This window comes from Ruegeria sp. AL12 (genome assembly GCF_056540885.1).
In genome coordinates this window covers 408,785-433,948 of record NZ_JBQFXN010000001.1, presented here as the reverse complement: position 1 = coordinate 433,948, position 25,164 = coordinate 408,785, and the positions used below count along the sequence as shown (strand labels likewise).

At 53.4% G+C, this 25,164-nt stretch carries 24 protein-coding genes; 6 read left to right on the top strand and 18 right to left on the bottom strand.

The window, feature by feature from the left end:
* Positions 1-108: 108 nt before the first annotated feature.
* The 10 genes from ACR0C6_RS02170 to ACR0C6_RS02125 all read right to left on the bottom strand — a co-directional run bounded on the left by ACR0C6_RS02170 (position 109) and on the right by ACR0C6_RS02125 (position 10,598).
* Positions 109-1,263, bottom strand: coding sequence for a Gfo/Idh/MocA family protein (locus ACR0C6_RS02170; RefSeq protein WP_480618098.1), 1,155 nt, complete (start codon positions 1,261-1,263; stop codon positions 109-111).
* A complete protein-coding gene (locus tag ACR0C6_RS02165; RefSeq protein WP_480618097.1) occupies positions 1,263-2,318 on the bottom strand; it encodes a sugar phosphate isomerase/epimerase family protein in 1,056 nt (351 codons plus the stop codon). Before ACR0C6_RS02165 ends, ACR0C6_RS02170 begins: the two co-directional genes overlap by 1 nt.
* A 27-nt stretch (positions 2,319-2,345) precedes the next feature.
* Positions 2,346-3,374, bottom strand: coding sequence for a LacI family DNA-binding transcriptional regulator (locus ACR0C6_RS02160; RefSeq protein WP_367397080.1), 1,029 nt, complete (start codon positions 3,372-3,374; stop codon positions 2,346-2,348).
* A gap of 37 nt (positions 3,375-3,411) precedes the next feature.
* Positions 3,412-5,034, bottom strand: a complete 1,623-nt coding sequence (locus ACR0C6_RS02155) for a dihydroxyacetone kinase subunit DhaK (protein WP_480445571.1) — start codon at positions 5,032-5,034, stop codon at positions 3,412-3,414.
* An 11-nt stretch (positions 5,035-5,045) separates the two neighbouring features.
* The gene (locus tag ACR0C6_RS02150) at positions 5,046-6,038 is read right to left on the bottom strand and encodes an ABC transporter ATP-binding protein (protein WP_171115168.1); all 993 of its coding nucleotides are present in this window, start codon (positions 6,036-6,038) and stop codon (positions 5,046-5,048) included.
* Positions 6,031-7,128, bottom strand: a complete 1,098-nt coding sequence (locus tag ACR0C6_RS02145) for an ABC transporter ATP-binding protein (protein WP_152458515.1) — start codon at positions 7,126-7,128, stop codon at positions 6,031-6,033. The genes ACR0C6_RS02150 and ACR0C6_RS02145 overlap by 8 nt, the downstream gene beginning before the upstream one ends.
* A gap of 2 nt (positions 7,129-7,130) precedes the next feature.
* Positions 7,131-7,319: a hypothetical protein gene (locus ACR0C6_RS02140; RefSeq protein ID WP_480618096.1), complete on the bottom strand. Its 189-nt coding sequence runs from the start codon at positions 7,317-7,319 to the stop codon at positions 7,131-7,133.
* Entirely contained in the window at positions 7,316-8,254 is a 939-nt protein-coding gene (locus tag ACR0C6_RS02135; protein ID WP_152458516.1) for a carbohydrate ABC transporter permease, read from the bottom strand. The genes ACR0C6_RS02140 and ACR0C6_RS02135 overlap by 4 nt, the downstream gene beginning before the upstream one ends.
* Complete coding sequence (locus ACR0C6_RS02130; RefSeq protein ID WP_171115163.1) at positions 8,251-9,198, bottom strand: carbohydrate ABC transporter permease; 948 nt, start codon at positions 9,196-9,198, stop codon at positions 8,251-8,253. Before ACR0C6_RS02130 ends, ACR0C6_RS02135 begins: the two co-directional genes overlap by 4 nt.
* An 80-nt stretch (positions 9,199-9,278) precedes the next feature.
* Positions 9,279-10,598, bottom strand: a complete 1,320-nt coding sequence (locus ACR0C6_RS02125) for an ABC transporter substrate-binding protein (protein ID WP_480618095.1) — start codon at positions 10,596-10,598, stop codon at positions 9,279-9,281.
* 400 nt (positions 10,599-10,998) lie between these two features.
* Here ACR0C6_RS02125 and ACR0C6_RS02120 point away from each other — a divergent pair, with 400 nt between their 5' ends.
* Positions 10,999-11,781, top strand: coding sequence for an MOSC domain-containing protein (locus ACR0C6_RS02120; RefSeq protein WP_480618094.1), 783 nt, complete (start codon positions 10,999-11,001; stop codon positions 11,779-11,781).
* Between the two features lie 533 nt (positions 11,782-12,314).
* Here ACR0C6_RS02120 and ACR0C6_RS02115 read toward each other — a convergent pair.
* Together ACR0C6_RS02115 and ACR0C6_RS02110 are read right to left on the bottom strand one after the other, a co-directional pair.
* Complete coding sequence (locus ACR0C6_RS02115; RefSeq protein ID WP_480618092.1) at positions 12,315-13,136, bottom strand: phytanoyl-CoA dioxygenase family protein; 822 nt, start codon at positions 13,134-13,136, stop codon at positions 12,315-12,317.
* A complete protein-coding gene (locus ACR0C6_RS02110; RefSeq protein ID WP_480618090.1) occupies positions 13,129-14,187 on the bottom strand; it encodes an L-idonate 5-dehydrogenase in 1,059 nt (352 codons plus the stop codon). Before ACR0C6_RS02110 ends, ACR0C6_RS02115 begins: the two co-directional genes overlap by 8 nt.
* A gap of 69 nt (positions 14,188-14,256) precedes the next feature.
* Here ACR0C6_RS02110 and ACR0C6_RS02105 point away from each other — a divergent pair, with 69 nt between their 5' ends.
* Positions 14,257-15,024 carry an SDR family oxidoreductase gene (locus ACR0C6_RS02105; RefSeq protein WP_480618088.1) on the top strand — a complete coding sequence of 256 codons (768 nt, stop codon included), beginning with the start codon at positions 14,257-14,259 and terminating at the stop codon, positions 15,022-15,024.
* A 48-nt stretch (positions 15,025-15,072) separates the two neighbouring features.
* On the opposite strand, the gene ACR0C6_RS02100 is transcribed toward ACR0C6_RS02105, so the two are convergent.
* From ACR0C6_RS02100 to ACR0C6_RS02080, 5 genes are read right to left on the bottom strand one after another with little or no spacing between them, the layout of a single operon-like run.
* Positions 15,073-15,663: a LysE family translocator gene (locus tag ACR0C6_RS02100; protein ID WP_480618087.1), complete on the bottom strand. Its 591-nt coding sequence runs from the start codon at positions 15,661-15,663 to the stop codon at positions 15,073-15,075.
* Between the two features lie 16 nt (positions 15,664-15,679).
* The gene (locus ACR0C6_RS02095; protein WP_480618086.1) at positions 15,680-16,603 is read right to left on the bottom strand and encodes a 2-hydroxyacid dehydrogenase; all 924 of its coding nucleotides are present in this window, start codon (positions 16,601-16,603) and stop codon (positions 15,680-15,682) included.
* Positions 16,596-17,444: a fumarylacetoacetate hydrolase family protein gene (locus ACR0C6_RS02090; RefSeq protein WP_480618085.1), complete on the bottom strand. Its 849-nt coding sequence runs from the start codon at positions 17,442-17,444 to the stop codon at positions 16,596-16,598. Before ACR0C6_RS02090 ends, ACR0C6_RS02095 begins: the two co-directional genes overlap by 8 nt.
* An 11-nt stretch (positions 17,445-17,455) precedes the next feature.
* Positions 17,456-19,252: an IlvD/Edd family dehydratase gene (locus ACR0C6_RS02085; protein WP_480618084.1), complete on the bottom strand. Its 1,797-nt coding sequence runs from the start codon at positions 19,250-19,252 to the stop codon at positions 17,456-17,458.
* Positions 19,249-20,007, bottom strand: coding sequence for an SDR family oxidoreductase (locus ACR0C6_RS02080; RefSeq protein WP_480618083.1), 759 nt, complete (start codon positions 20,005-20,007; stop codon positions 19,249-19,251). The genes ACR0C6_RS02085 and ACR0C6_RS02080 overlap by 4 nt, the downstream gene beginning before the upstream one ends.
* Positions 20,008-20,197: 190 nt before the next feature.
* On the opposite strand from ACR0C6_RS02080, the gene ACR0C6_RS02075 reads away from it, so the two are divergent.
* Together ACR0C6_RS02075 and denD are read left to right on the top strand one after the other, a co-directional pair.
* The gene (locus tag ACR0C6_RS02075) at positions 20,198-21,082 is read left to right on the top strand and encodes an NAD(P)-dependent oxidoreductase (protein ID WP_171232015.1); all 885 of its coding nucleotides are present in this window, start codon (positions 20,198-20,200) and stop codon (positions 21,080-21,082) included.
* Positions 21,079-22,047, top strand: a complete 969-nt coding sequence (gene denD, locus ACR0C6_RS02070; protein ID WP_480618082.1) for a D-erythronate dehydrogenase — start codon at positions 21,079-21,081, stop codon at positions 22,045-22,047. The genes ACR0C6_RS02075 and denD overlap by 4 nt, the downstream gene beginning before the upstream one ends.
* Here denD and ACR0C6_RS02065 read toward each other — a convergent pair.
* Entirely contained in the window at positions 22,044-22,694 is a 651-nt protein-coding gene (locus ACR0C6_RS02065; protein WP_171231342.1) for a GntR family transcriptional regulator, read from the bottom strand. The two genes, denD and ACR0C6_RS02065, sit on opposite strands and share 4 nt — an antisense overlap.
* Before the next feature lie 198 nt (positions 22,695-22,892).
* Here ACR0C6_RS02065 and ACR0C6_RS02060 point away from each other — a divergent pair, with 198 nt between their 5' ends.
* Positions 22,893-23,906, top strand: coding sequence for a TRAP transporter substrate-binding protein (locus ACR0C6_RS02060; RefSeq protein ID WP_152458529.1), 1,014 nt, complete (start codon positions 22,893-22,895; stop codon positions 23,904-23,906).
* 79 nt (positions 23,907-23,985) lie between these two features.
* A complete protein-coding gene (locus ACR0C6_RS02055) occupies positions 23,986-25,155 on the top strand; it encodes a mandelate racemase/muconate lactonizing enzyme family protein (protein WP_171228346.1) in 1,170 nt (389 codons plus the stop codon).
* The last annotated feature ends 9 nt before the right edge of the window (positions 25,156-25,164 follow it).

Sequence of the window (25,164 nt, the reverse complement as noted above, 5' to 3'; positions counted from 1 at the left end):
CCTATGCTTGCTCATACAGAGTGGCCGCGTCGATTGTTGAGGCAAATAACTGCCTCAACCCGTTTTTTTCATACAAGGCCAGCAATTCAACCCGCAAAGCAGAAAGCCTCACTCCAGCTTTACCCAGGCCGAATTTCTGGCAGAGCTTTGCACGCATGCGGCCACAAACCTGACGCCCTCAAGCCCATCCTGGACCGTTGGATAGACGACAGATGCGTCAGGTGAACTTCCGTTTCTGAACGCCAGTATGGCTTCGGCTGCTTCGCCATAGATATTGGCGAACCCTTCCAGGTAACCTTCGGGGTGTCCCGGGGGCACTCTGCTGAGCCGATTGGCCGCATCCCCTGCCGCAGCCCCATTTCGGGTGATCAGACGCTTTGGCTCTCCGTAAGGAGTAAACCAAAGATAGTTCGGGTCTTCCTGAGCCCACTCGATGCCGCCCTTTTCGCCGTACACACGCAATCGCAGAGCGTTTTCGTTACCGGGCGCAACCTGCGAAGACCACAGCATGCCACGGGCTCCGCCTTGGAACCTCAGCAACACATGCGCGTTATCGTCGACCTGACGACCCGGCACAAAAGCCTGCAAATCCGCCGCAAGGCTTTCTGCCCTCAATCCGGTTACAAAGCAGGCAATATTATACGCATGAGTTCCAATATCACCGGTTGATCCTCCGGCACCGGAGCGTTCCGGATCAGTCCTCCACTCGGCCTGCTTGAAATCCTGCGGCTCGGTCAGCCAGTCTTGCGGATACTCAACCTGAACCACGCGGATTTTACCGATATCCCCGTTGGCAACCATCTCACGCGCTTGCCGAACCATTGGATAGCCCGTGTAGTTATGGGTAAGGATGAACAGCGCGTTTGAGTTTTCAGCGGTTTTGACCAGTTTCTTCGCATCACCAAGGGTCGACGTAAGCGGCTTATCGCAAATCACGTGAATGCCGCGTTTCAGAAACTCACGCGCGGCAGCATAGTGAACGTGATTTGGCGTGACGATCGAAACCGCTTCGATCCCGGATTTCAAACGCGCTTCTCGCATCGCCATCTGCTTGAAGTCATCGTAAACCCGCTCGAGGCCCAGCGCCTCGCCGCTTTCCCGAGATTTTTCGGGCGTCGAGGACAACGCGCCTGCAACCAGCTCGAACTTGTCATCCAGTCGCGCAGCTATGCGGTGGACACCGCCGATGAAAGCATCGTTTCCGCCGCCGACCATACCAAGGCGAATGCGCCCCGTTCTTTCTTCGTTGCGTCCTGTTACCATCAGCCTATCCCCAGCATTTTCCGATTGGCCGCTTCGTCGGTGCCGCCGTCGGCAAAGTCGTCAAAGGCCTTCTCGGTCACGCGAATAATGTGATCGGAAACGAACTGCGCACCTTCACGCGCGCCGTCCTCGGGATGTTTCAGGCAGCATTCCCATTCGACCACGGCCCAGCCATCAAAGTCGTTTGCCCCCATCTTGGAAAAGACAGCCCCGAAATCCACCTGTCCATCACCAAGTGACCTGAACCGCCCTGCGCGATCGACCCAGCTTTGATAGCCGGAATAGACACCTTGCCTTCCGGTCGGATTGAACTCGGCATCCTTTACGTGAAACATCCGGATGCGGTCTCTATAGATGTCGATATTGTCAAGGTAATCGAGGCATTGCAGGACATAATGCGACGGGTCGTACAGCATGCACGCCCGCGCATGGTTGCCTGTTCGTTCAAGGAACATTTCGTATGTCACCCCGTCATGAAGATCCTCGCCGGGGTGGATTTCATAACAAACATCAACGCCACAATCTTCGGCGTGGTCCAAGATCGGCACCCAACGACGGGCGAGCTCATCAAATGCGGTTTCAATTAGGCCAGCAGGACGTTGAGGCCAGGGATACACGTAAGGCCAGGCCAGCGCGCCAGAGAATGTTGCGTGAGCCGAGATTCCCAAATTCCGAGAGGCTGAAAGCGCTTTCTTGACCTGATCAACGGCCCATTCCTGCCGGGCTTTGGGATCTCCCCTGACGCTTTCGGCCGCAAAACCATCAAACGCCGTATCATAGGCCGGGTGAACAGCGACAAGTTGGCCTTGCAGGTGCGTCGATAATTCTGTGACTTCAACGCCGTTCTCTTGGGCTTTGCCCTTGAAGTCATCGCAATAGTCTTTGCTTGTCGCGGCCGTTTCAAGGTCGAACAACCGCTCGTCCCAACTGGGCACTTGAACGCCCCTGTATCCGCAATCCGCCGCCCATTTGGTTATGGCATCCCATGAATTGAACGGCGCTTCGTCACCGGCAAATTGTGCAAGAAATAATGCAGGCCCTTTGATCGTCTTCATTCAGTTTCCTCCCCGAAACCAATGCCTCTATGGCGGCAAGTTTTCCTTCAGATAGATGTCGATGCGGATGCGTTCCTGTGATTTGTTGAACGGGACTTTGTCCGATGTTGCACGCAACAGACGCACGGCGGACCGCACCAGATGCCCGGAGTCCTGCGAGATCAGCGCGTCAAAGGTGCCACGGCGAAGCGCATCACGACTAAGCGGCGTGAGTTCATGCGCGATAATGACCAGATCCTTGCTGATCCTGCTCTCTGACAGAAATTGGACCAAACCCGCATTGCCCGCGGCGGAAGAGTATATTCCGACCAGGTCGGGGTAGGTCTCAAATATCCCAGGCATCATCTTGTAGATCAGATCCGGGTCATCCCTGCCCTCGACAGACGCCACGACTTCGAGATGAGGGAATTCTTCAGCGACAACAAGATCAAATCCCTGGCGCCGCTCCAGATGATCACGTGCCAAACGTGAACCCGTCAGAACCAAAACCTTACCCGGACGATGCACAAAGCGCCCCATCAACTGAGCTGCGGTTCGCCCGGCCGAAACGTTATCGATCCCGACAAAATGATCTCTGTCCGAGCTTGGCAAGTCCGACACCAATGCAACCACTGGAATGCCTTTATCCCTGACCCTCTTCACAGCGTCGCGGACCGAAGGCGTTTCCGGCCCGAATACGGCCACCCCGTCGACGCTCAGGTGGTCGACTCCATCCAGAATGTTAACTATGTCCTGAGGCTCGAACGGAGCGACCTTTTTTATCGTGACCCGTGTTCTTTCGATGAACTGATCGCGCGATTGTTCAGCTATCTGATCGCATATGGCCTCGACAAATTCATTGCCGGCATCCGGCAGAATAAAGACGAAATTGTAGACACGGTTCCGCGCGAGGTTGGCGGCAGCGGTGTCGCGCACATACCCAAGTTCATCAATCGCCTTTTGCACTTTCTGCACGGTCACCGCCCGCACACCGGGACGCCTGTTCAAGACCCGGTCAACAGTCGCCAGACTGACACCCGCAACGCGCGCGATGTCGTTTACGGTTGGCTTTTTCACCAATTCTAGTTTTTGCTTTTGGTCTTCCACGTGTCTTTCAGCCCTCAATCTCCCGTGCCAAGCCTTCGAACAGCAATGCAACAGCTTCTGCACCCGGGTCGTTATGTCCGATCAGATTTTCTTCGGGAACATAGGCTGCACGGCCTGCCTTGGCACGGTGAATATTTGCGGTTTTGTCAGCACCTTCACGCGCGGCTTTCGCGGCTTGCACCAGCCCTGAAGGCAGCGCCTCAAGCGCAGGTGCCAGAGCATCAATCATTGTCCTGTCGCCAACTTTGGCCCCACCTACCTGGCTGACCCGGTTCAGACCTTCGACCAAAGACTTTGATATGGAAGCGCCACTGGCACAGGCATCTCCGGCGGCATTGAAAAAGATCGCCAGGATCACACCGGAAGATCCCCCCATGGTCTGGCTCAACTCATTGCCCAGCGCGGGAAACAATTGCGTCAGGTCCGCAAGAGGCATTCGATCCAGGCTTCCCTGCAAAGATCTGGCTGCTGTCGCCAAGGTACTGCCTGTATCTCCATCTCCGGATTTCGCGTCCAATTCGTTCAGGTCTTTCTCGGCTTGGATCAGCAGCTCTGCCAAGCGATTTATTGTTTCCTTGGTCGCCGGATTGTTCGACGGGATGGGGTCAATCGGGGTCAAACCATCTGGCAAAGGGGCAATTCGAACCGACTTTATCGTTTTGACCCCTGGCCATGCCGCCAACTCGACCGGTTCTTCCAGCGCCAACAAGTCATTCGGATCAACCGGCAGAATCGACACAGAAAATCCATGCATGTCCAGCGAAGTCATCATCGGTGCCGGACCGATAATATGTCCCGCGATACCGGTTTCGGACAAGGCGTGCGTCAAAACAGACATCTCAAGCGGTGTTGTAGACCCCAAGTTGTTTAACAGCGCCACGCAGTCACCCGCCCCCACTCGCTGCTTCAACTTTTCCACGACGGTGGACATTGCGGTCACGGCATTTGCGAACTCCACCTGCTCAACACCTGGCTCACCGTGAATACCCAACCCGAGCTCTGCTTTGCCGGGGGCAATCCTGTCTTCTTTCGGGGAACCCGGAACGGTGCAGGTGTCCAAACTCATCCCGATACTGACTACTTTCTCGACTACGTTCTTAGCGGCCTTGGTTACAGTTTCCAGATCAGCCCCACGTTCTGCCAATGCTCCGGCAATCTTGTGCACGAACAAGGTCCCTGCCACGCCACGCGGTTGCGGAAGGTCAGGAAGGGCGATGTCATCATCGACCACCACCATTTCCACCTTGCGCCCCAATGCGCGGGCGCGCTCGGCCGCCAGTCCAAAATTCAGCCGGTCGCCAGTATAATTCTTGACGATCAGCAAACACCCCGCCTCACCGGTCACGGCCAGAATGCCCGCCAGGACAGCTTCTACCGATGGGGAAGCGAAAACCTCTCCGCATACGGCCGCAGTTAACATTCCGGCGCCCACAAACCCGGCATGGGCAGGTTCGTGGCCGGAACCTCCGCCCGAAACCAGGGCGACTTTCGATTTGTCCCAATCCGATCTGTAGACAACCTTGATATGAGGGTACCCATCCAATCTGGTCAGTGCCCCACCTGAGGATGCAAGAAGACCATCTATCGCCTCGGTCACGAGGGTTTCTTTTGTGTTGAGGAACTGGGCCATGCTTTTGCTCCTTAATTCACGCGCGCGCCGGACGCGTCAAAATACAACGGGTTTCGTGGGCTAATTTTGATAGTCTTACCTGCGGGGTAATCTTGATGGACATCGATCAGCGTCACGACCGGATGGCCATTCAAGTCCAGATGAAGTCGGGTTTGGTCACCCAGGTGTTCGGCACGTATCACGCGCGCATCACTGCCTTCGCCTTCAATGATGTTTTCCGGGCGAAGACCAATCTGCGGGCCCTTGTGATCTCCTCCGAACAATTCCGACGGAAGGATATTTATCCGCGGCAGACCCAATCGACTGGCAACATAAACACTGCACGGGTTTTCATAGATGTCCCTTGGCGTGCCGTACTGAACCAGCCTGCCCTCTTCCAGAACTCCGATATGCGTTGCCATTGTCATGGCCTCAACCTGATCATGAGTCACATACAAAAGCGTGGACCCAAGGTCGGCCTGAATTCTCTTGAGCTCAACGCGCAGATCCGCTCTCAGCTTGGCATCCAGTGAACTGAGCGGCTCGTCCATCAAGAAAATTTGGGGATCCCGCACCAATGCGCGGCCAATCGAAACACGCTGCATCTCTCCGCCGGACAATTCCGTGGCCTTGTTGTCCAGCTTGTGCGGGATTTGCAGGATTTCCGCGACTTCGTTCACCTTCTGCGTGATCTGATCCTCAGGAGTTTTCAGGATCGGCGAACGCAGTGGAAACGACAAATTCTCGCGCACCGTCATATGCGGGTACAGCGAATATTGCTGAAAAACCATCGCCACATCGCGTTGGGCAGGCGTTTCCAGGCCAACATCTCGGCCGGCGATGCGTACCGATCCCGAGTCCATCTTCTCGAGTCCGGAAATCAATCGAAGCGTTGTCGTTTTTCCCGCACCTGTCGGACCCAAAAGCACGACGAAGGCACCATCGGGAATTGTCATCGAGATACCGTCGACGGCTTGAACAGTTCCGAATGACTTCGAGATGTTCTGCAAAATGACTTCAGCCATTGCTCAGCACCTCTTCGTTCAGGGCGGATTTCAGCGCCCGGCCCGTGGAGCGCTCAAAAAGAGTCACCGTTGTCGAACGGAAATCCAATCCCACGGTTTCACCCGGCGCAACCTTTTCACCTGCGCCGATGCGGGCCTTCAACTCACCGTTCGGGCTTTGCAATGTCACGATCTGGGTTGTCCCCAGGTATTCAGCTGCCAGAACTTTGGCCCGATAGTCACTGTCGTCGGACAAAAATACATGTTCCGGCCGGACACCGAAGACCAGTTCCCCTTCCGCCCCCTCCATCAGCTTCGGGACCGCTTCGTCATGGCCGTTCAGCCTGACCCTTTCAGAGCCGGGTGCCACTTTTCCCTGAAACGGCAAGAAGTTCATTGACGGAGATCCTATGAAATCCGCAACGAACATCGTAGCTGGTTTGTCGTAGATTTCCTGGGGTGTCCCGAATTGCTCGATCACAGCGTTATTCATCACAACGATCTTGTCGCCCATTTGCATGGCTTCCAACTGATCATGTGTGACGTAAACCGTTGTCGCTCCCATGCGATCGTGAAGCGCGCGCAACTCTTCAGCCATGTGCTCGCGAAATTCGGCGTCCAAAGCGCCGAGAGGTTCGTCCATCATGAACGCCTTGGGCTCGCGAACGATCGCCCGCCCAAGTGCCACGCGCTGCCTGTCGCCACCCGAAAGCCCCCCCACCGGGCTTTCCAGAATGTCAGTTATCCCCAGAATTCCGGCAACTTCTTCAACTTTGGCTTTGACAGCTGCGCGTGACATGCCTTGTGAAATCAGTGGATAGCTGATGTTCTTGCGAACGTTCATGTGCGGATACAGCGCAAACATCTGGAAAACGAACGCTATGTCACGTTCTGAAGGCGGCTTTTGGCTTATTTCCTCACCATCCAGATAGATTTCGCCGGAAGTCGGAAGCTCCAACCCCGCAATCATCCTGAGCGTTGTCGTCTTTCCACATCCCGACGGCCCAAGCAGCATGAAGAACTCACCGTCCTCAATTGTAAAAGAGCTTTCGCGCACAGCAGTGAAATCGCCGAACATCTTCTTTACGTTTTTGACTATGATCTGGGCCATTTCTACTCCGGAAAATGGCTGGCGATGATGAACATGACGGTTCCGATCAGCGTGACGATGAAGGAATAGGTGAACGCCCAAAGGACAAAGGGCTGCATCAGCATGAAGACACCTAGTGCGATCAGGATGGTGGCGACCATCTCCCACGGGCCGCGGCGGAGCCGCATCAATCCGGTAAGAAACTCGCTCATTTGCGTACGGCTCCGAATGTGATCCCGCGCAGCAGGTGTTTGCGCATCAGGATGGTGAAAATCATGACGGGGATCAGGAAGATCGTCGCACCGGCCGCAACCGCAGGCCAATCCAGACCGCCAATACCGATGATGGTGGGGATGAACGGGGGCGCTGTCTGCGCGTTGGCCGAAGTCAGCAGCACGGCGAAAGCATATTCATTCCATGCGAAGATCAGGCAGAAGATCGCAGTTGACGCAATGCCTGTGGCGGCTTGCGGCAGCACCACTTTGTAAAAGGCCTGAAACCTCGTGTAGCCATCTATGAGGGCGGCTTCCTCGTACTCTCTTGGAATTTCGTCGATGAAACCCTTCAGCAACCAAACCGCCAGGGAGATATTCACGCCCGTATACAGGAGGATCATCCCCAGATGCGTGTCGCTCAGCCCAAGGTTTCTGAACATCAGGAAGATCGGGATGGCGACAGCAACCGGAGGCATCATCCTTGTACTAAGAATGAAGAACAGAAGGTCGTCTTTGAGCGGTACCTTGAACCTGCTGAACGCATAGGCGGCCAGCGTGCCGAGGAAGATACTCAAGAACGTGGAGCCAAATCCGATGATGACCGAATTCATGAAACGCTCGCCGAACTTGGAGGGCCCAACGATCACCATGTCATATTGGCGGACGATCTCATCGGCCCAGTTCTGCGGCGGGTTGGCTTCCAGAAACTCCTGCGTCTGCCTGGTGCGCGTGGTGAAAAGATTGACGTAACCTTCGAGCGTTGGGTCAAAGACCACTTTGGGCGGGTAGCTGATCGCGTCGGCGGGGGATTTGAACCCGGTCAGCAAAATCCACACCAGCGGGATCATCGTGATCAGCGCATAAGTGATGACCAGGATTCCTGCGATCCATTTGGACCGGTTCGAAGGTTCAGTGACGGAAAAGCTACTCATCTCTGTTTCACCTTGTTCAGGGCTTTGACGTAGATCGACGCAAGGCCGAACACGGTGACGAAAAGGATGATCGCATAGGCTGACGCGTAGCCCGTACGCCACTTTTCAAAAGCCTCCCGCTTGAGATTGATCGAAGTGAGTTCCGTAACGGACCCCGGCCCACCGCCGGTCAACTGCACCACCAGATCAAACATTTTGAAGTTCTCGATCCCTCGAAACAGCACCGCCAGCATCAGGAATGGCAGCACCATCGGGATCGTAATCGTAAAGAACTGCCGCAGCTTGCTGGCCCTGTCGATCTCGGCCGCCTCGTAGATGTAATCGGGAATACTGCGCAGCCCGGCCAGGCAGATCAGCATCACAAACGGCGTCCACATCCAAGTGTCGACGATGACGATGGCCCAGGGCGCCAACGTCACAGAACCCAGCATCTCAAAACTTGACGGGTCTTTGCCGGTGAACCACGAAACGATATAGTTGAACAGGCCGATCTGAGGCTGATAGAGAAACTTCCAAAAGTTCCCGACGACAGCAGGGGACAGCATCATTGGCAAGACAATAATCGTGGTCCAAAGGTCATTTCCCTTAAACTTCTTGTTGATTAGCCACGCCAAGGTGAACCCAATCAGAACCTGAAAAAAGATCGTCCAGAACAAAAAATGCGCCGTCGCCTGCATATTCAACCAGGTGTCGGAATCCGTCAGGATACGCTCGTAATTCCTGAACCCGACATCCTTGACCTCGCGCCCTATCCGATTGGCTTTGTAGTTGGTAAAGCTAAGCTGGATTGTCCAAATCAACGGAAAAATGTTGATTGCAAGCAGCAGGAAGATCGTCGGGGAAATGAATATCCAAGCAATTGCTCGATCGGATAACCCTCTGATTTTGCGCGCAACTCGCGTGGGCGTTGCCTGTGCAACGCGATCTATGGTCCGGTCAGACATTTCTTTGCCAGTTCTTGTCGGTTTGGGACACACGGGTCATGGTGGAGCGGGCTTGAACCCGCTCCTGCCCTGCTTCCGGATTAAAGCTTGCCTTCGTCTTCGAAGACTTCGGTCCAATCCTCGATCAAAAGATCAAGCGCTTCTTGGGCGGTGCCTTGATCGGCGACAACGTAGTCATGGATACGTTTCTGCATGGCCAACAACAATTCCGCATAAGCAGGCTCCTGCCAGAAGTCCTGCACACCTGACATGGCTTCCAGAAAGTCACCGGCAAAGGGTTGGCTGTCCACGAAGCCGGGGTCTTCCAGCACGGAATTATGTGCTGAATAACCGCCCAGTTCCCACCATTTGGCCTGAACTTCGGGTTGCGCGAACCATTTGATGTACTCAAGCGCGGCATCCTGTTTGTCAGAATAGCTGACGACAGAAATCCCTTGCCCGCCCAACGTTGAACCTGCCTGATTTTGCGGCGGGTTCACGAAGAAGTCGATCTTGTCGCCACCGGTATTGGGATCGGCATAGAGGCCCGGGAAGAATGCAAACCAATTCATGGCCATGGCGACCTGACCTGACTTAAAGGCGTCCAAGCTTTCACCCATGTAAGAGTTTGTGTACCCCGGAGGTGTCGCTGTTTTGTAGAACTCTTTGTAGAATTCCAGCGCTTCGACGGCTTCGGGTGAATTCACGGCGCCTTCCATGTCATACGAGCCCGGCGTATTTTCATACTTGAACCCCCAAGGGTAAAGCGCACTCGTCACACCCATTGTTATCCCTTCCGAACCGCGCTCGGTAAAGATCGCAGCGCCGTAAACGGTTTTTCCGTCGATCTCGCGACCTTGGAAAAATTGCGCAATCTGCAACAGCTCTTTCTGGGATTCCGGTTCACGCAAATCTTGACCGGTTGCTTCTTTGTAGGCGGCTTGGATATCGGGATCTTCGAACCAGTCCTTGCGATAGAACCAACCGTTCGCATCACCCATTGCAGGCAGCGCATAGTAATTTGGCGTGCCCTTTGGCCAAGTCGAATAAGCGTACACAGTTGCCGGCGCGAAATCATCCATACTGATGCCCTCAGCATCAAAGAAGTCATTCAGCTTTACATAGTGACCGTTCTCAGCTCCGCCGCCAATCCATTGGCTGTCCCCGATCAGCAGGTCACAAAGCTTCCCTCCGGAATTCAGCTCGTTCAGCATGCGGTCCGCAAAGTTCGGCCAGGGCACAAACTCGAAGTTCATTGTGTGGCCAGACTCGGCCTCGAATTCTTTGGATAGCTCAACCAGCGCGTTGGCCGGGTCCCATGCCGCCCAACACAGTGTCAGGTCTTCAGCATTTGCCTTGGTAGAAAGAGTAGTAGCGGCAAGGACTATTGCGCTGGCCGAGGCCAGTTTTGTGTAAGTCATCCATTCCTCCCTTTTTAACGCCGTCAATCGAGGATGTGCGAATCGCGGCATACTTCCAAGGCTATTTGAGGTACGCACCTCAAGTCTAGATAATTTTGAGGTTCGTACCTCAAAATGTCCCATGTAACTTAAATTTACGCTACTAATTCATTGTTTTTGAACAATTTACGCTGCACCATTTCCTTCCGCATACTTTCCAACAATCCACAGGAAAAACCGATAGTCTCAAAACAGTTCTTTGAAACTGACCTGCTGGCAGCTTTGGATAGCCAGTTCTCAAAGGCCTTGCATTGCTGGATTTTCGGCTTTCCGCCCCCCGCCCGAACGCGCGGAAATCGATGGACCAGAAGACGCAAGACGAGCCAAATTCGGCTATACACGACGGATCGGAAACCAACGCATGAGCGAACTCACCATTGTCAGAATGAAGCGTTACCCTATCAAGGGTCTGAGTCCGGAGCCGCTGAACACAGTCAACCTGAGCGCGGGTGAGGGTGTACCTGGTGACCGCCTTTTCGGCTTTGCTCGCTACAACTCCGGCTTTGACCCGACTGACCCAAAGCCACTTCCTAAAGACCGCTTTGTTGTTTTGCTGAAAGAAGCTGGGCTTGCGGGTCTCAGGACACGTTTCGACGCAACAACTCAGCAGTTGGAAATTGATGTGGACGGCCGCACCCACTGCTTCCGCATGAGCGAGCCCCAAAGAAAAACGGATGCCGCCAGACTCCTCTACGATACGCTGGAACTACAGGATCCTGAACCGCCTAGATTCGTGTCTTCGCACCCGCATCGTTTCACGGATGTTTCAGTCGTTTCACCGAAGATGATGAATGCGATATCGGTTCTCAACTTAAGCTCTGTTGATGCGTTGAGCAGAAAGTTGCGCACAGACATTCACCCGGACAGATTTCGGGCGAATATCGAAATTGACGGATTGCCACCGTTTTCCGAGCTGAACTCTGTCGGTTCCACCTTTGTGTTTGGCGATGTCAGGCTGCGGATACTCTCGCGGACGAAAAGATGCGCCGCTACCGAGGTGAATCCTGAGACGGCCCTACGAGACTTGAACATTCCGTTCTTACTTCGAACCCATCTGGGCCATATGGATATGGGGGTTTACGTAGAAGTGCTGGATGGCGGCACCCTCTTTGCTGGCCAAAAAGGAAAATGCCCGCAGGAATAAGTGGCCCAATTGATCCGACACTTACACGTCGCCGGAGTTCTTTTGGCATTCGTCGGACGTGATCAGACCAACCTGTGCTCAGAATCACGCTATGCAACGCGCGAAAATTGCAGCATGAATCCAGATCGTCGAATGGAAATGATGCGAAACGGATACAAATGGCGGTGCTGTAAGACAAATTGGAACCAGTCTCTGCTAAGCCAGTATAGCTGCCCTTTTTGTCACACCAAGTTCGCGCGGCCCGGCAAGAGCGACTGTGCGTGTTCGTTTATCCTACGCTCATTCATCAGGTCTTCGACATTGTAAAAGGCACAGGAAACAGAAGGTACAGTATCACGGCCTGACGAATGATCCTGGGATTGGTCTTGAATTCCTTGAATGGGCTTGAGTTGGTCATAGGTGGAGGCTTCGAAAGCCCCTACCCGTTTCAACCCGAGTTCTTCTGACAAGACCCTTTTAGATGTCCACCTGTTCTCGCAATTCAGGTCTGCTTTGGGGTTGGTGTAATAATGGTTCAGAGCTTGCGAAGGAAATCACTGCACTCCGGCGAAAAGTATTTGTTTCTTGCGGTCTGCATCCCTTTGACACAAATCGAAATCGCACTCATGCAAAAAGCCCCGAGGGGAAGGCGCAACTAAGAAATGCCCAAAATCATCTCGCCCTGCGACTAGCGCAACCAAAGTTTTCACGCCGTTTTTCTGTTTCATTGAGGGTTTTATGAAACGCAACGCCGCGCCAATGCGTCTGTCGTCAGTGTTATTGGGTCCCGATGCGTGGAAAAGATGCCCGTGATGCATGGACGCCTGCCCAGCACGCAATTCGGCAGCGACTGCATCTTGTTCGTTCACCTCGACTGCGATTTCCTGCCCACGTGACAACAGATTGTTTTCGCTGAAGGTGTCCACGTGAGGCACGATACGGCTTTTGTGGCTGCCGGGAACAAACTTCATACACCCGCTTTGCTCAGACGCTTCTGAAATCGCAACCCAGCACGTAACCTCTTCAGCATCATCCAATCCCCAATAGGTCAAGTCTTGGTGCCACGAGACTATCTTCGATGATCGCGCTTCTTTAACGAAAAGTGCACCGCTCCAAACCATGAGGTCCGGCCCCAATACCGTTGAAGCAGCCTCAATCAGCTTCGGATGGCGAAGAAGTGCATCGAATGATGGTATCAGCCTGTCCGGATACGAATATAGATGCTTGAGTTTCTCTGGGTCGTCTCTGAGAATGCGCTCTGCTTTCTCAAAATCATCACGCAGCGTTTGGATCTCAGAAGCTGTCAGGATATCCAGCGGAGCTACGAAACCATCTCGTTCATAAGTCTTTGCAATATCACGCGTTCGTTTATCCATTGTCATTATCCGGAAAAGTTAACTGCACCTTCATTGATTGGGTTCGATCAGACGCGACCTCGAAAGCGGTGATGGCCTCGCCAACCTCGAAGGAATGCGTCACCAACTGGTCTACATTTATTAGTCCGCTTCGCATCATCTCGACCGCGACTGAGAACTCGGAATGGAAACGGAAAGACCCGCGAAGTACAATCTCTTTTGCAGTCAACGCCTGCATCGGCACTGTCATGTCTCCGCCGAGACCAAGCTGAACCAATGTTCCACCCGGGCGCAAGCATGCGACGCCAGAAGCCAGAGCCGATTGAGCCCCAGAACACTCAAGTTGTACATCAACCTGACCCTTGTCGTTTTCAAACTGCTCCAGTTTTTGCGGATCGGTGTAGGTGTTGATGACATCGTCTGCCCCGCATTCACGCGCCAGAGCGAGGGTCTGGTCCGAGATATCCGTCGCCACTATTCTGGCCGCCCCAGAACGACGCGCCGCCAAGATCGTGAGGCAGCCGATTGGACCGCATCCCGTGATAAGTACCGTTTTACCTAAGAGGCTCCCGGCTTGTTTAATCGCGTGCAAACAAACCGCCAGCGGTTCTGCCATAGCGGCCTGTGCAGGGCTCAACCCGTCTGCCGGAACACATTGACTGGCTTTCGCCACGAGTTTGCTCCGAAAAGCGCCTTGGATATGCGGGAACGGCATTGCGCTGCCATAGAATTTCATATCAAGACAATGGTTTTGCTGCCCGTTCAGACAATAGTAGCAGGCTTGGCAGGGGCGGGATGGAGAAACTGCAACCAATTGACCTAGGTTAAGCCCCTGCACACTTGACCCGAATTCTACGATTTCCCCGGACACTTCGTGTCCAAGCACCATCGGTTGAAGCAACTTGATGGCGCCGAAGCCACCGTGGTTGTAATAATGCAGGTCAGAGCCGCAAATCCCACCCACACGCAATGCAATTAAAACTTCGTCTTGTCCCAGGTCGCGTACATCCCGGTTTTCCAACCTCAGATCTTTCGCAGCATGGATAACAACAGCAACACTGGTCGAAGACATTGCCCAGACTCCCTATACACATCGCCAAAAGATACGGATAGTCGGTGCCGACAACCAAGGGATTTTTGCATGACGCTTGAAATGTTCAGCCTAAGTGGAACTCGGGCGCTGATAACAGGCTCCAGTCAGGGAATTGGATTTGCACTGGCGCGAGGTTTGGCCGCTGCCGGTGCGCGGGTCGTGTTAAACGGGCGCGACACCACAAAACTGGCGGCGGCAGCCTCCGAACTCAGTGAAACAGGCGCCTCGGTACGCAAACTTTCGTTCGATGCGACCGATCATGAAGGCGTCCGGTCTGCTGTGGACGACTTTGAAGAAAAGGTCGGCCCGATAGACATCCTGATAAACAACGCCGGAATGCAACACAGGACGGAGTTACAGGATTTCCCCGCTGATGCCTTCGAGCGCCTACTACAGACAAATGTCGCGTCCGTCTTTCATGTCGGTCAGGCAGTGGCACGACACATGATTGAAAGAAAGTCTGGCAAGATCATTAACATTGCGTCGGTTCAATCCGCATTGGCAAGACCGGGTATTGCGCCTTACACGGCGACAAAAGGTGCCGTGACCAACCTTACAAAAGGAATGGCAACTGATTGGGCCAAGTATGGTCTGAACTGCAATGCCATTGCGCCCGGATATTTCGATACACCTTTGAACGCCGCCTTGGTTGCCGACCCAGCGTTTAGTGCATGGCTCGAGAAACGTACTCCAGCCGGTCGCTGGGGAAATGTAGAAGAACTTGTCGGTGCCGCCATATTCCTTGCGTCCCCTGCATCCAGTTTCGTCAATGGACATACTCTCTATGTCGATGGTGGAATAACGGCGTCACTTTGATTTGTGGCTTTCAATCCTCTGCTAAATGCGACTGACCGTAGATATCGTTTACAGCGCCGACGCTAAAGCAATCACCACAACAACAATCAAGGAAGCCGCCATCGCAAAGTTGATCCTTCGATGCGATCTTTGGCTTATATCAAGGCTGCCCAGTTTTGCGCCAGCACCCAGCCAGATCATGTGCACTGGCACCCATATCATATTGAAAACAATTATTTTTATGACGACCTCCCAAACAGGCGCATCGGGCAAAAAAGCAAACCCTGAAAACAATGCTGTGCTGACCACGTAAGCCTTGGGATTAATGAACTGAAGTGTCAGCCCATTCGCAAAACCAAGTGGCGAAACCGCTGGAGAAAACCCGACCTTTGAGCCAGCGCTGGCAATTCGCCAGGCCAGAAATACCAAATACCCGACTGAGGCGAATAGCAGCAAAGTTCTGAGCGCCGGTATAGCCAAAGCTACCGCAGCGACTCCAGAGACAACCAACATCATGTTGATGAACCCGCCCAGCATCAAACCAGCCACGAAGGCGAGCCCAGCTCGAAAACCAAATGCTGATCCAATACCCGCAGTTGTTAGAACGCCTGGGCCCGGCGTAATCAGCAGAAAGAAAACCGCGACAGCAAACTCAAACACTCTTCAGATTGGCCTTTTACAGATCTCTGCATTCTGGCACAGCTGTGATCACCGATCCGTCCTTAAGGTGTTGCAGAAGATTGTCGACGGTTAGGTCACCCATAGCTGCACGCGTCTCAATAGTCGCGCTACCAGCGTGAGGTAGCAGAACGACATTGGACATCTCGCGCAACGCTTTTGGAACACGCGGTTCGTCCTCGAAAACATCAAGCCCCGCCCACCCAAGCTCACCGTTTTGCAATGCGTTGATAAGGGCAGTTTCGTCGATGACCGAACCTCGACTAACGTTTATCAGAGTGCCGCCCGCCCCCAACGCGCGAAGCACCTCAGCGTTGACCAGCCTATTGGTCGACTGACCGCCGGGCGTGATGCATATGAGGACGTCAACATGTTCAGCCATTTCAACCAAATTGTCGAAATAGCGGTACGGGACATCCTTTTGATTGCGGGTGTGATAGGAGATTTCGGGGGCCCACGGCTCTAACTTATCAACGATCGCCTGACCAATGCGACCAAGACCAAGAATGCCTATCTTTTGATTGTCTGCTGATCGGGTCAAAGGGGCATTGCCTTCAACCTCCCACCGTCCGGACCGAACGTAATTGTCGTCACGTAGAAGCTCTCGGTAACATGACAGCAATAGCAGAACGGCGGTGGTTGCGACTTCTTTGTTCAAAACATCGGGTGTGTGCGTCACAACAATTCCACGCTCAGCCGCGGCATTTGCGTCGACGGCGTCGTAACCGACCCCATAGACACTGATCATCTTCAGATTACTGAGTGATGTCATTAGGTCATGCGGAACACCATCGTGCCCGTTCGTTACGATATGCGTAATACTATCCGCGTTGAAATCGTCCAATTGATGAATGTCGAACGCTGCGGACAGACGTTCTCGCATCCGTTCAGTGATCCCGCCGATTTGCAATAAGTCAATCATCTTGGCCGACCGTTTGCCGCTGAACACCAAGCCCATCGATGCGAAGCTCCATGACGTCGCCTTTTTTCAGGTAAACTGGTTCCGGTTTGATCCCCATTCCGACGCCGGGCGGTGTTCCAGTTGAAATGACGTCGCCGGGATGCAGTGTGAATAGTTGGCTTAGATGTTCAATGATCTCGGCAACGGAAAAGATCATCGTAGAAGTATTCCCGGTTTGCATGCGCTGATCGTTTACATCCAGTGACATACCAAGACTTTGAGGATCCGGCACCTCATCCCGGGTCACTAGCCAAGGACCTGTGGGGCCAAATGTGTCGCAAGACTTGCCTTTGGTCCATTGACCGGTCAGTTGAGTCTGAAAATGCCGTTCTGACACATCGTTCACGATACAATAGCCCGCAACGTGTTCGAGCGCATCAGCCTTGGACACGTATTTGGCCGTTTTGCCGATGACGACGCCCAGTTCGCATTCCCAGTCGGTGTGAGTAGATCCGCGCGGCATGACAACATCATCATAGGCACCAATGACGGCTGAGTTTGCCTTGAAAAAAAGTATCGGATGCTCTGGAATATCTGCGCCGGTTTCTGCGGCATGGTCCGAGTAATTCAAACCGATGCAAAGAAATTTTCCGATGCCGCCGACACACGGTGCAATACGAGGATCCCCCTCGACAATTGGCAGGTTATTTGGATCCAATGAGCGCAGATTATCAAGCGTTCCGTCATCCAGAACATCGCCCGTAACATCATTGATGTGGGCGGACAAATCCCGCAATTGACCCTGGGAATCGACCAAAGCAGGCTTTTCCGAGCCCTCGGCTCCGTAACGAACAAGTTTCATTTCTGTTCCTTTTAGTGATTGTCGCGTGGCATGAAGCCTCGCGCGATATCGCGGTAGTTTTCGGCACCCTTGAGCGTCATACCGCGATCCAACCGATCTACTTTTTCGCGGAATATTTCCTGCCACGGGGATTGGTTGGGCGGCATTGTATACCCACCCTTTGCCTCCAGATCGCGGGCGCGTTCATGCAGTTCTTCAAGCGAAACCAGCATATCTGCTGTGCCTTTGCCAAGATCGATGCGCAGTCGGTCGCCAGTTCGCACCAAGGCCAACCCACCGCCCTCTGCAGCTTCTGGTGAAGCATTCAGGATAGACGGGCTTCCTGAGGTGCCGGATTGCCGGCCATCACCGATGCAAGGAAGGGCTTCGATGCCTTGTTTCAACAAATATGCAGGCGGACGCATGTTCACGACCTCTGCGGCACCCGGGTAACCTTTTGGTCCTGCTCCGCGCATAATCAGAATACAGTTTGCATCGATTTTTTCGGCGGGATCATCGATCCGATGGTGAAAATCCTCGGGCCCATCAAACACAACCGCCCTGCCCTCAAATGCATTAGGATCATCCGGGTTCGACAAGTAGGTCTCTCGAAATGCCTGCGAAATCACAGATGTCTTCATAATCGCACTCTCGAACAAGTTGCCCGAGAGATTGATGAACCCCGCCTGTGGCTTAACCGGGCTACTGACAGGCTTGATCACGTCGCCATTCTGAGACCGGCGCGTCGAGCAATTTTTGCCTATCGTCTTACCGTTCACCGTTATCGCATCGGGATGCGGCAGCAATCCAGCATCAAGAAGCTCTCCGACAACGGCGGGAACACCCCCAGCCTGTTGGTAATCTTCGCCCAGATATTTACCCGCAGGCTGCATGTTAACCAACAGAGGAACGTCGTGGCCAAGTTTCTGCCAATCATCGTTGTTCAATGGAACACCAAGATGCCGGGCGATCGCATTCAGGTGTATCGGCGCGTTCGTCGATCCACCGATCGCCGAGTTTATGACAATCGCATTCTCAAAAGCCTGACGTGTCACCACATCACTAGGGCGTAAATCCTCCCAGACCATGTCCACAATGCGTTTACCCGTTTCATAGCTGATTTGACCGCGCTCTCTGTACGGGGCTGGTATGGCTGCTGATCCTGGCAATTGCATACCCAAGGCTTCAGCAAGCGAATTCATGGTCGTTGCTGTTCCCATCGTATTGCAATAACCCACCGAAGGTGCCGCGGCGGCTGCGATCTCCATGAACTCATCGGTGTCGATTTCATCAGCCGCAAGGTCTTCGCGCGCTTTCCAAATAACCGTTCCTGATCCTGCGCGCTCACCTTTCCACCAGCCGTTGAGCATTGGGCCGACCGACAGGGCAATCGCTGGGATGTTGACGGTCGCAGCGGCCATAAGAAGTGCGGGCGTGGTCTTGTCGCAACCAATGTTCAGAACAACGCCATCAATCGGATACCCGAATAGACTCTCAACCAGGGACAGATAAGCCAGATTGCGGTCGAGAGAGGCCGTTGGCCGTTTACCGGTCTCTTGTATCGGGTGGACCGGTATTTCGATGCACGTTCCCCCGGCGGCGATGATCCCGTCGCGAACGCGTTTGGACAACTCGATATGATGCCGGTTGCAGGGGCTCAAATCACTCCCGGTCTGAGCAATCCCAATGATCGGCTTGCCCGATTGCAGTTCTGCGCGGGTCAATCCGTAATTCAGGTATCTCTCAAGATACAATGCCGTCATCTCAAGGTTCTCAGAATTCATGAACCACTTGCGAGATCGCAGATCATTTTTTGATATTTTAGTCATTGGCCTGACCACCCCCCATCAATTATGTGCGTGTGTCCCGTGGTGAATGCACTTTCATCGCTCGCCAGATAGACGACCAATGCAGCAATCTCTTCTGCCTTCGCTACACGCCCCATGGGCTGACGCGCCACAAATTGTGCAAGGGCTTCTTCTCTGCTGCCCAGTTGCTCGCCCAACGCATCTACACGGTCACGCCAACTGGGACTGTCGACTGTTCCCGGGCAAATGCAATTGCACCGAATTCCTTGTGTTATGAAGTCCACGGCTACCGATTTCGTCAGCCCAACAACGGCAGCCTTAGTCGTTCCATATACAAAACGATTTGGCGCACCGATTATGGAACCCAGTGCGGAAGACATGTTGATAATCGAGCCTCCTCCGCGCTCTAGCATCCCCGGCAATACAGCCTTTGTTGTGCGCACCATTGAGCGCACATTCAGGTCCATGGCGAAGTCCCATTCTTCGTCGGTTGCATCCAGAATAGTTCCGTGATGCACGAACCCGGCGCAGTTGAACAAAACATCCGGCTTCGCTCGCGCGACCCCATAATGAATACTGTCATTATTTGTCACATCCATCTCGAAAATTTCGAGATTTTCGAGATTCCGATCGCGAATCAAATTTAGTTTTTCAGGGTTAATATCCGTCGCATAGACTTTCGCACCCTCTCTTGCCATCGCAATTGCGCTTGCAAGTCCGATCCCTTGTGCGGCAGCTGTAACCAGGACGTTTTTTCTCTTAAGTCTCTCTGACATATATATTTTTCGACCCTAAAAGTGGCGACTGGACAAGTGTTGCTTCGTCCCACAGATCAACCGAGAAGCAAAGAAACCTTGGTGGATTTGCAACGACTTCTGGCATGTGGGCCCAGAGCCGTTAGCGTATGACAGAGATTTTGGTTTGGCCATAACCATGCGTGGCGCACCTTCGGAAGGACAGAGGATTATGAGCAAGCAGTTCAAAGTAGCTCTATTGGGAACCGGCTTGATGGGCGCTCCTATGGCGAGGAATATTTTGCGCGCCGAAATTCCGCTAACTGTATGGAACCGCAGCTTGGATAAGGCAAAACCGTTGACGGCGGAAGGCGCGACATTGGCGGAAACTGCCCCGCTGGCGGTTTCAGGTGCAGACGTAATTGTAACGATGCTGTCGGACGGATACGCGACCGGCGCGCTACTTTCTGACGAGGCTTTCCGCAAACAACTCAAACCCGGAATGATCTGGATTGATATGTCCAGCGCCAAACCCGAACACGCCCGAGAACAATCCGCGCAATTGTCTTCGATGGGGTTGCAGCATCTGGATGCCCCGGTTTCCGGCGGCACCAAAGGTGCCGAAGCTGCCACGCTTGCGATCATGGTCGGTGGTGATCAGGACGTTATGGAGCGCGTGCGACCAGTTCTGTCAGCAATGGGCCGCCCTGTGCATGTAGGCCCAAGTGGTTCTGGTCAATTGTGCAAATTGGCCAATCAGACGATTGTCGCTGTGACTATATCGGCTGTCGCCGAAGCGACTTTACTGGCTCAGCGAGGCGGGGCTCACCCTGCCGCGTTGAGGGCCGCACTGAAGGGGGGATTTGCTGATAGCATTATCTTGCAACAACATGGCGAACGCATGTCTGACGGAAATTTTGTACCCGGAGGTTTGTCCAAGTTTCAGTTAAAGGATTTGGACAACACGCTGGAGGAAGCGCGAAGCCTTGGCGTTGAGCTACCTAGCACCCAATCTGTGCGCGACCGTTTCGAATATCTGATAGACGAAATGGATGGGGCCGAACTGGATCATTCAGCTTTGTATCTGGAACTCAAAAAACGGAACGGATTGTTATGACGCGGATCCTTGTCATAGGCGGTGGAGGAATGCTGGGTCAGAAACTGGCCCATCGCATTTCGACCCATGAAACTTTTGGAGCGGATGCCCAAGTTTCACTGTTCGATCTCTCGTTCCCACCCGATAGTGCGGCAAGTAATCAAATTGTAGGGGACTTGACCGCGTCAGGCATGGCTAAGTCTTTTGCTGCGCAGCGACCGGATGTCATTTTCCATCTTGCAGCGATCGTTTCTGGCCAAGCCGAGACAGACTTTGCGTTGGGCTGGGATGTAAACCTTATGGCGACGTGGGCACTGCTGAATGCACTTAAGGATGAACACGAGGCATCAGGAAGGGAGTACACTCCTCGCCTGGTTTTTGCCTCATCCATAGCGGTGTTCGGGTCACCGTTCCCTGAAAAGATAAGCGATGAGTTCCTTTCGGCACCTTTGACCAGTTACGGAGCGCAGAAAGCGGCGTCTGAACTGATGATCACGGATTTTAGCAGGAAAGGATACATCGACGGTGTTTCCTTGCGCTTACCCACATTGTGTGTGCGCCCGGGCAAGGCCAACGCTGCCGCTTCGTCCTTCTTTTCAGGAATAATCCGCGAGCCATTGAATGGGGATGAGGCTGTCTTGCCAGTTGCCGAAACTGTTCGACACTGGCACGCTAGCCCCCGCGCCGCTGCGACTTTTTTGACCCACGCTGCAACATTGGACACGCAGCTTTTGAATGACCGACGCGCCTTGAACATGCCAGGTGTCAGTTGCACCGTCGCCGAACAAATCGAAGCTCTGCGCAATGTCGCCGGTCAAGACGCTGTTGGCCTAATCAGGCGAAAACCGGACAAGGCAATTGAAGGAATAGTCAAGAATTGGCCGCGCGACTTTCAAACAGATCGCGCTCTGAAGCTGGGGTTTGAGGCGGAATCAAGTTTTGATGAAATCATTCAGGTCTATTTGGAAGACGATTTTCGGCCTTAGTCGCCCATCGTCTTTCCGGTTAGATGGCGTTTCAGATGATTGTGGATTTTCTCCCGTGTTAACTGCTCATCCCCTGATAATGCCGCTTCAAGTATATCTGCATGATGCCTTATGTTCTGAGAAATGAACTCAAAGTTCCGGTCTGCCACCATCAACTGTTGTCTGAATTGCGCGTAAATCCGGCTATGCAATTGTTTTAAGGTTTCCGAGCCACAGGCAGAAATAAGCGTCTGGTGAAACTCCTTTTCCGAGGCAAACCAGATCTCGACAAGGTCGCTTGGGTCGTCCGTGGCGTGAATGCGTTTTTCGATATGGCTGAGTTTGTGATGTGCAGCCGTCAGTCTTGCTTCCCAATCCACCCCGCCATTTCGGATCGACATTGCGGTGCCTTCGGCCTCCAACAGAACACGGACATGCGTCAATTCGATAAGCTTCTGCGGTGAACGCTTTGGTACGCGAAAACCTTTTTGTTCCTGAAAGTCCACCAGACCAACAGCGGCCAAACGAAAAAGGACTTCACGAACCGCACTTGCGGAACAGCCATACACTTTACGTAGTTCTTCGGCCCGCACCTTGGCTCCATGCTCGAATCCATTAGAGATCAGGCGCATCTTAAGGTCTTGATAAATATCTATTTCTTCGTTCATCCCGGCATGCACCTTAAAGTTTTGTCCAAGTAGCGTCCTAACCTTATTTTCGAATTATCGCAAGAATCTCGAAATTTTTAGAAATTTCAATTTTTTCTTGTTGCATTCGATTCGTCGGCTTAACGTTTACCTGCGTGACAGCAAAGGAGGCGGCAAGATCTTCCACACCGCGCAACGCACAACGTCTGGGAGGACAATATGAAAATAGTCAAGACAGCGGCCGTGGCGGCCGTAGCCACGACAATGGCAGCCGGTTTCGCGATGGCCGAAACAACGAAGCTTAGAATTCAAACCCATTTTTCGCCCGAAACTCTGTCTGGCCAGATGGCTGCAAAATTCGTTGAAGACATTCAGGAAATGTCGAACGGCGAAATCGAAGTTGAAATGTTCTATTCCTCTTCGGTGGTCAAATCAGTTGAAACCTTCGATGCCGCAGCTACGGGAATTCTGGATTGCGACATGACGGGCGGCGGCTATCAGACCGGGAAAAACCCGGCCTTCCAGTTTGCGGGTGACCTGCTCGGCGGATATCAGAACCCATACCAGCAAATGGCTTGGCTTCTTCATGGCGGCGGAAGAGAAGCTGTAAACGATCTATACAACGGCTACGACATGGAGTTCATCGGATGGTGGATTCCCGGGCCGGAGTCGCTTTCTTCGACCAAGCCGATTGCAAAAGTGGAAGACTTCAAGGATTGGAAATTCCGCTCGCCTCCGGGCCTTGCAACCAAAGTGTTCGCGGAACTTGGGGCTTCTCCGATCGTGATGGACTTCAACGAAATCTTTACGGCTTTGGAAACCGGCATCATTGACGGTGCGGATGCTGCGAACCTGACTAACAACGTGGGCCTCGGTCTGTACGAGATCGCAGGTCATACAAACTATCCCGGTTTCCACTCGATGCCCGCAGATCACCTAGCCTGTCGCAAAGACGTCTGGGAAGCGATGCCTGCGCACCACAAGAAGATCATGGAAGTCGCAATGGATAGCCTGGCATTGCACAATGCGACAATCAATGAAGTGCAGAACGCTCAGACTGCAAAAGACCTGAAGGCAAAAGGTGTTCAGTTGTACGAATGGTCGCCTGAAGACCTGGCAGCGTATCGCGCGGCCGTTCAGGTTGGTTGGACTGAGTTCGCAACGACTCCCGAGGCACAGGCGCTTTTGGAAAGCCACATCAACTTCCTGCGTGACCTGGGCGCAATGCAGTAATCAGGCTTCGACCGCATTAGGACACTCGGAAAGGCCGCATCAGCGGCCTCTCCGCATCTGCGCCAGGGTTCAGAACTTCATGAAAATTACCAGAATTATAAGTCATGTACTGCAGTACGACATGCCGGAAGTTCTGGGCTACTCGCAACAGTATTATGACAGGCGCACAACCCATCTGGTCGAGATTCAGACAGATGAAGGGGTAACCGGTTGGGGCGAGTGCTTTGGTCCCGGAAACGTAGCCATAGCCAACAAGTCCATCGTCGAAAAGGTAATCCAACCAATGGTCCTCGGCTTGGACCCCTTGGACAAAGACGTGATCTGGCACAAGGTGTACAACCTTTTGCGAGACCATGGCCAAGGCGGAATGCCAATACAGGCTTTGTCCGGGGTGGACATCGCACTTTGGGACATCACCGGAAAAATCTCTGGCCTCCCCCTCCATAAACTTGTCGGGGGCGCGCATCGCAAAAGCGTTCCTTGCTACGGCTACGGAATGATGCTCCGGGATGAACCGATTTCTCATCTGGCCAGCCGTTTTGAGGATGAAGCCGCTAAGATCAAGGCAATGGGATTTACCGCCACCAAAATGAAAACGGGCTTTGGCCCGAAGCCTGATGTGAAACTGTGCGAAGCAGTTCGACGCGGAGTTGGTGACGACTTTCCTTTTATGGTCGATGCGAACCATGCCTATACGACTTCGGACGCGTTTTTTGTCGGTCGGGCGCTGGAAGAACTGGACGCATATTGGTTCGAAGAACCCGTCGCGCCAGAAGACATGGAAGGATACCGAGAATTGCGCGCTTCGCTTAAAGTCAACATCTCGGGCGGAGAGGCGGTATTCAATCGCTGGGCCTGGCGCAGTCTTCTTGAAAATCGAGGTATAGACATAGCACAGCCAGAAGTATGCGCTTTGGGCGGTGTTTCAGAGTATCTCAGGGTACTGGCCCTATGCCACGCACATTTCACTCCGGTCGTAAATCACGTCTGGGGCAGCGCCATCGCCGTCGCAACTAATCTGCACCTACTGGCGGCCATGCCAGCAATTCCAGGCGGTTTGCATCCTTGGGAGCCGATGCTGGAGTTCGACACAACGGACAACAAGTTTCGGGACGATCTGCTGACCGTACCGCTGGAAATTCAAAATCAGGTCAAGGCCAATAATGGCCGTGTCATGATCCCGACTGGCCCCGGACTGGGTGTCGAGCCGGATCGAGACTTTATCGATCATTACAGGATCGAAGGATAGGGACGAGGG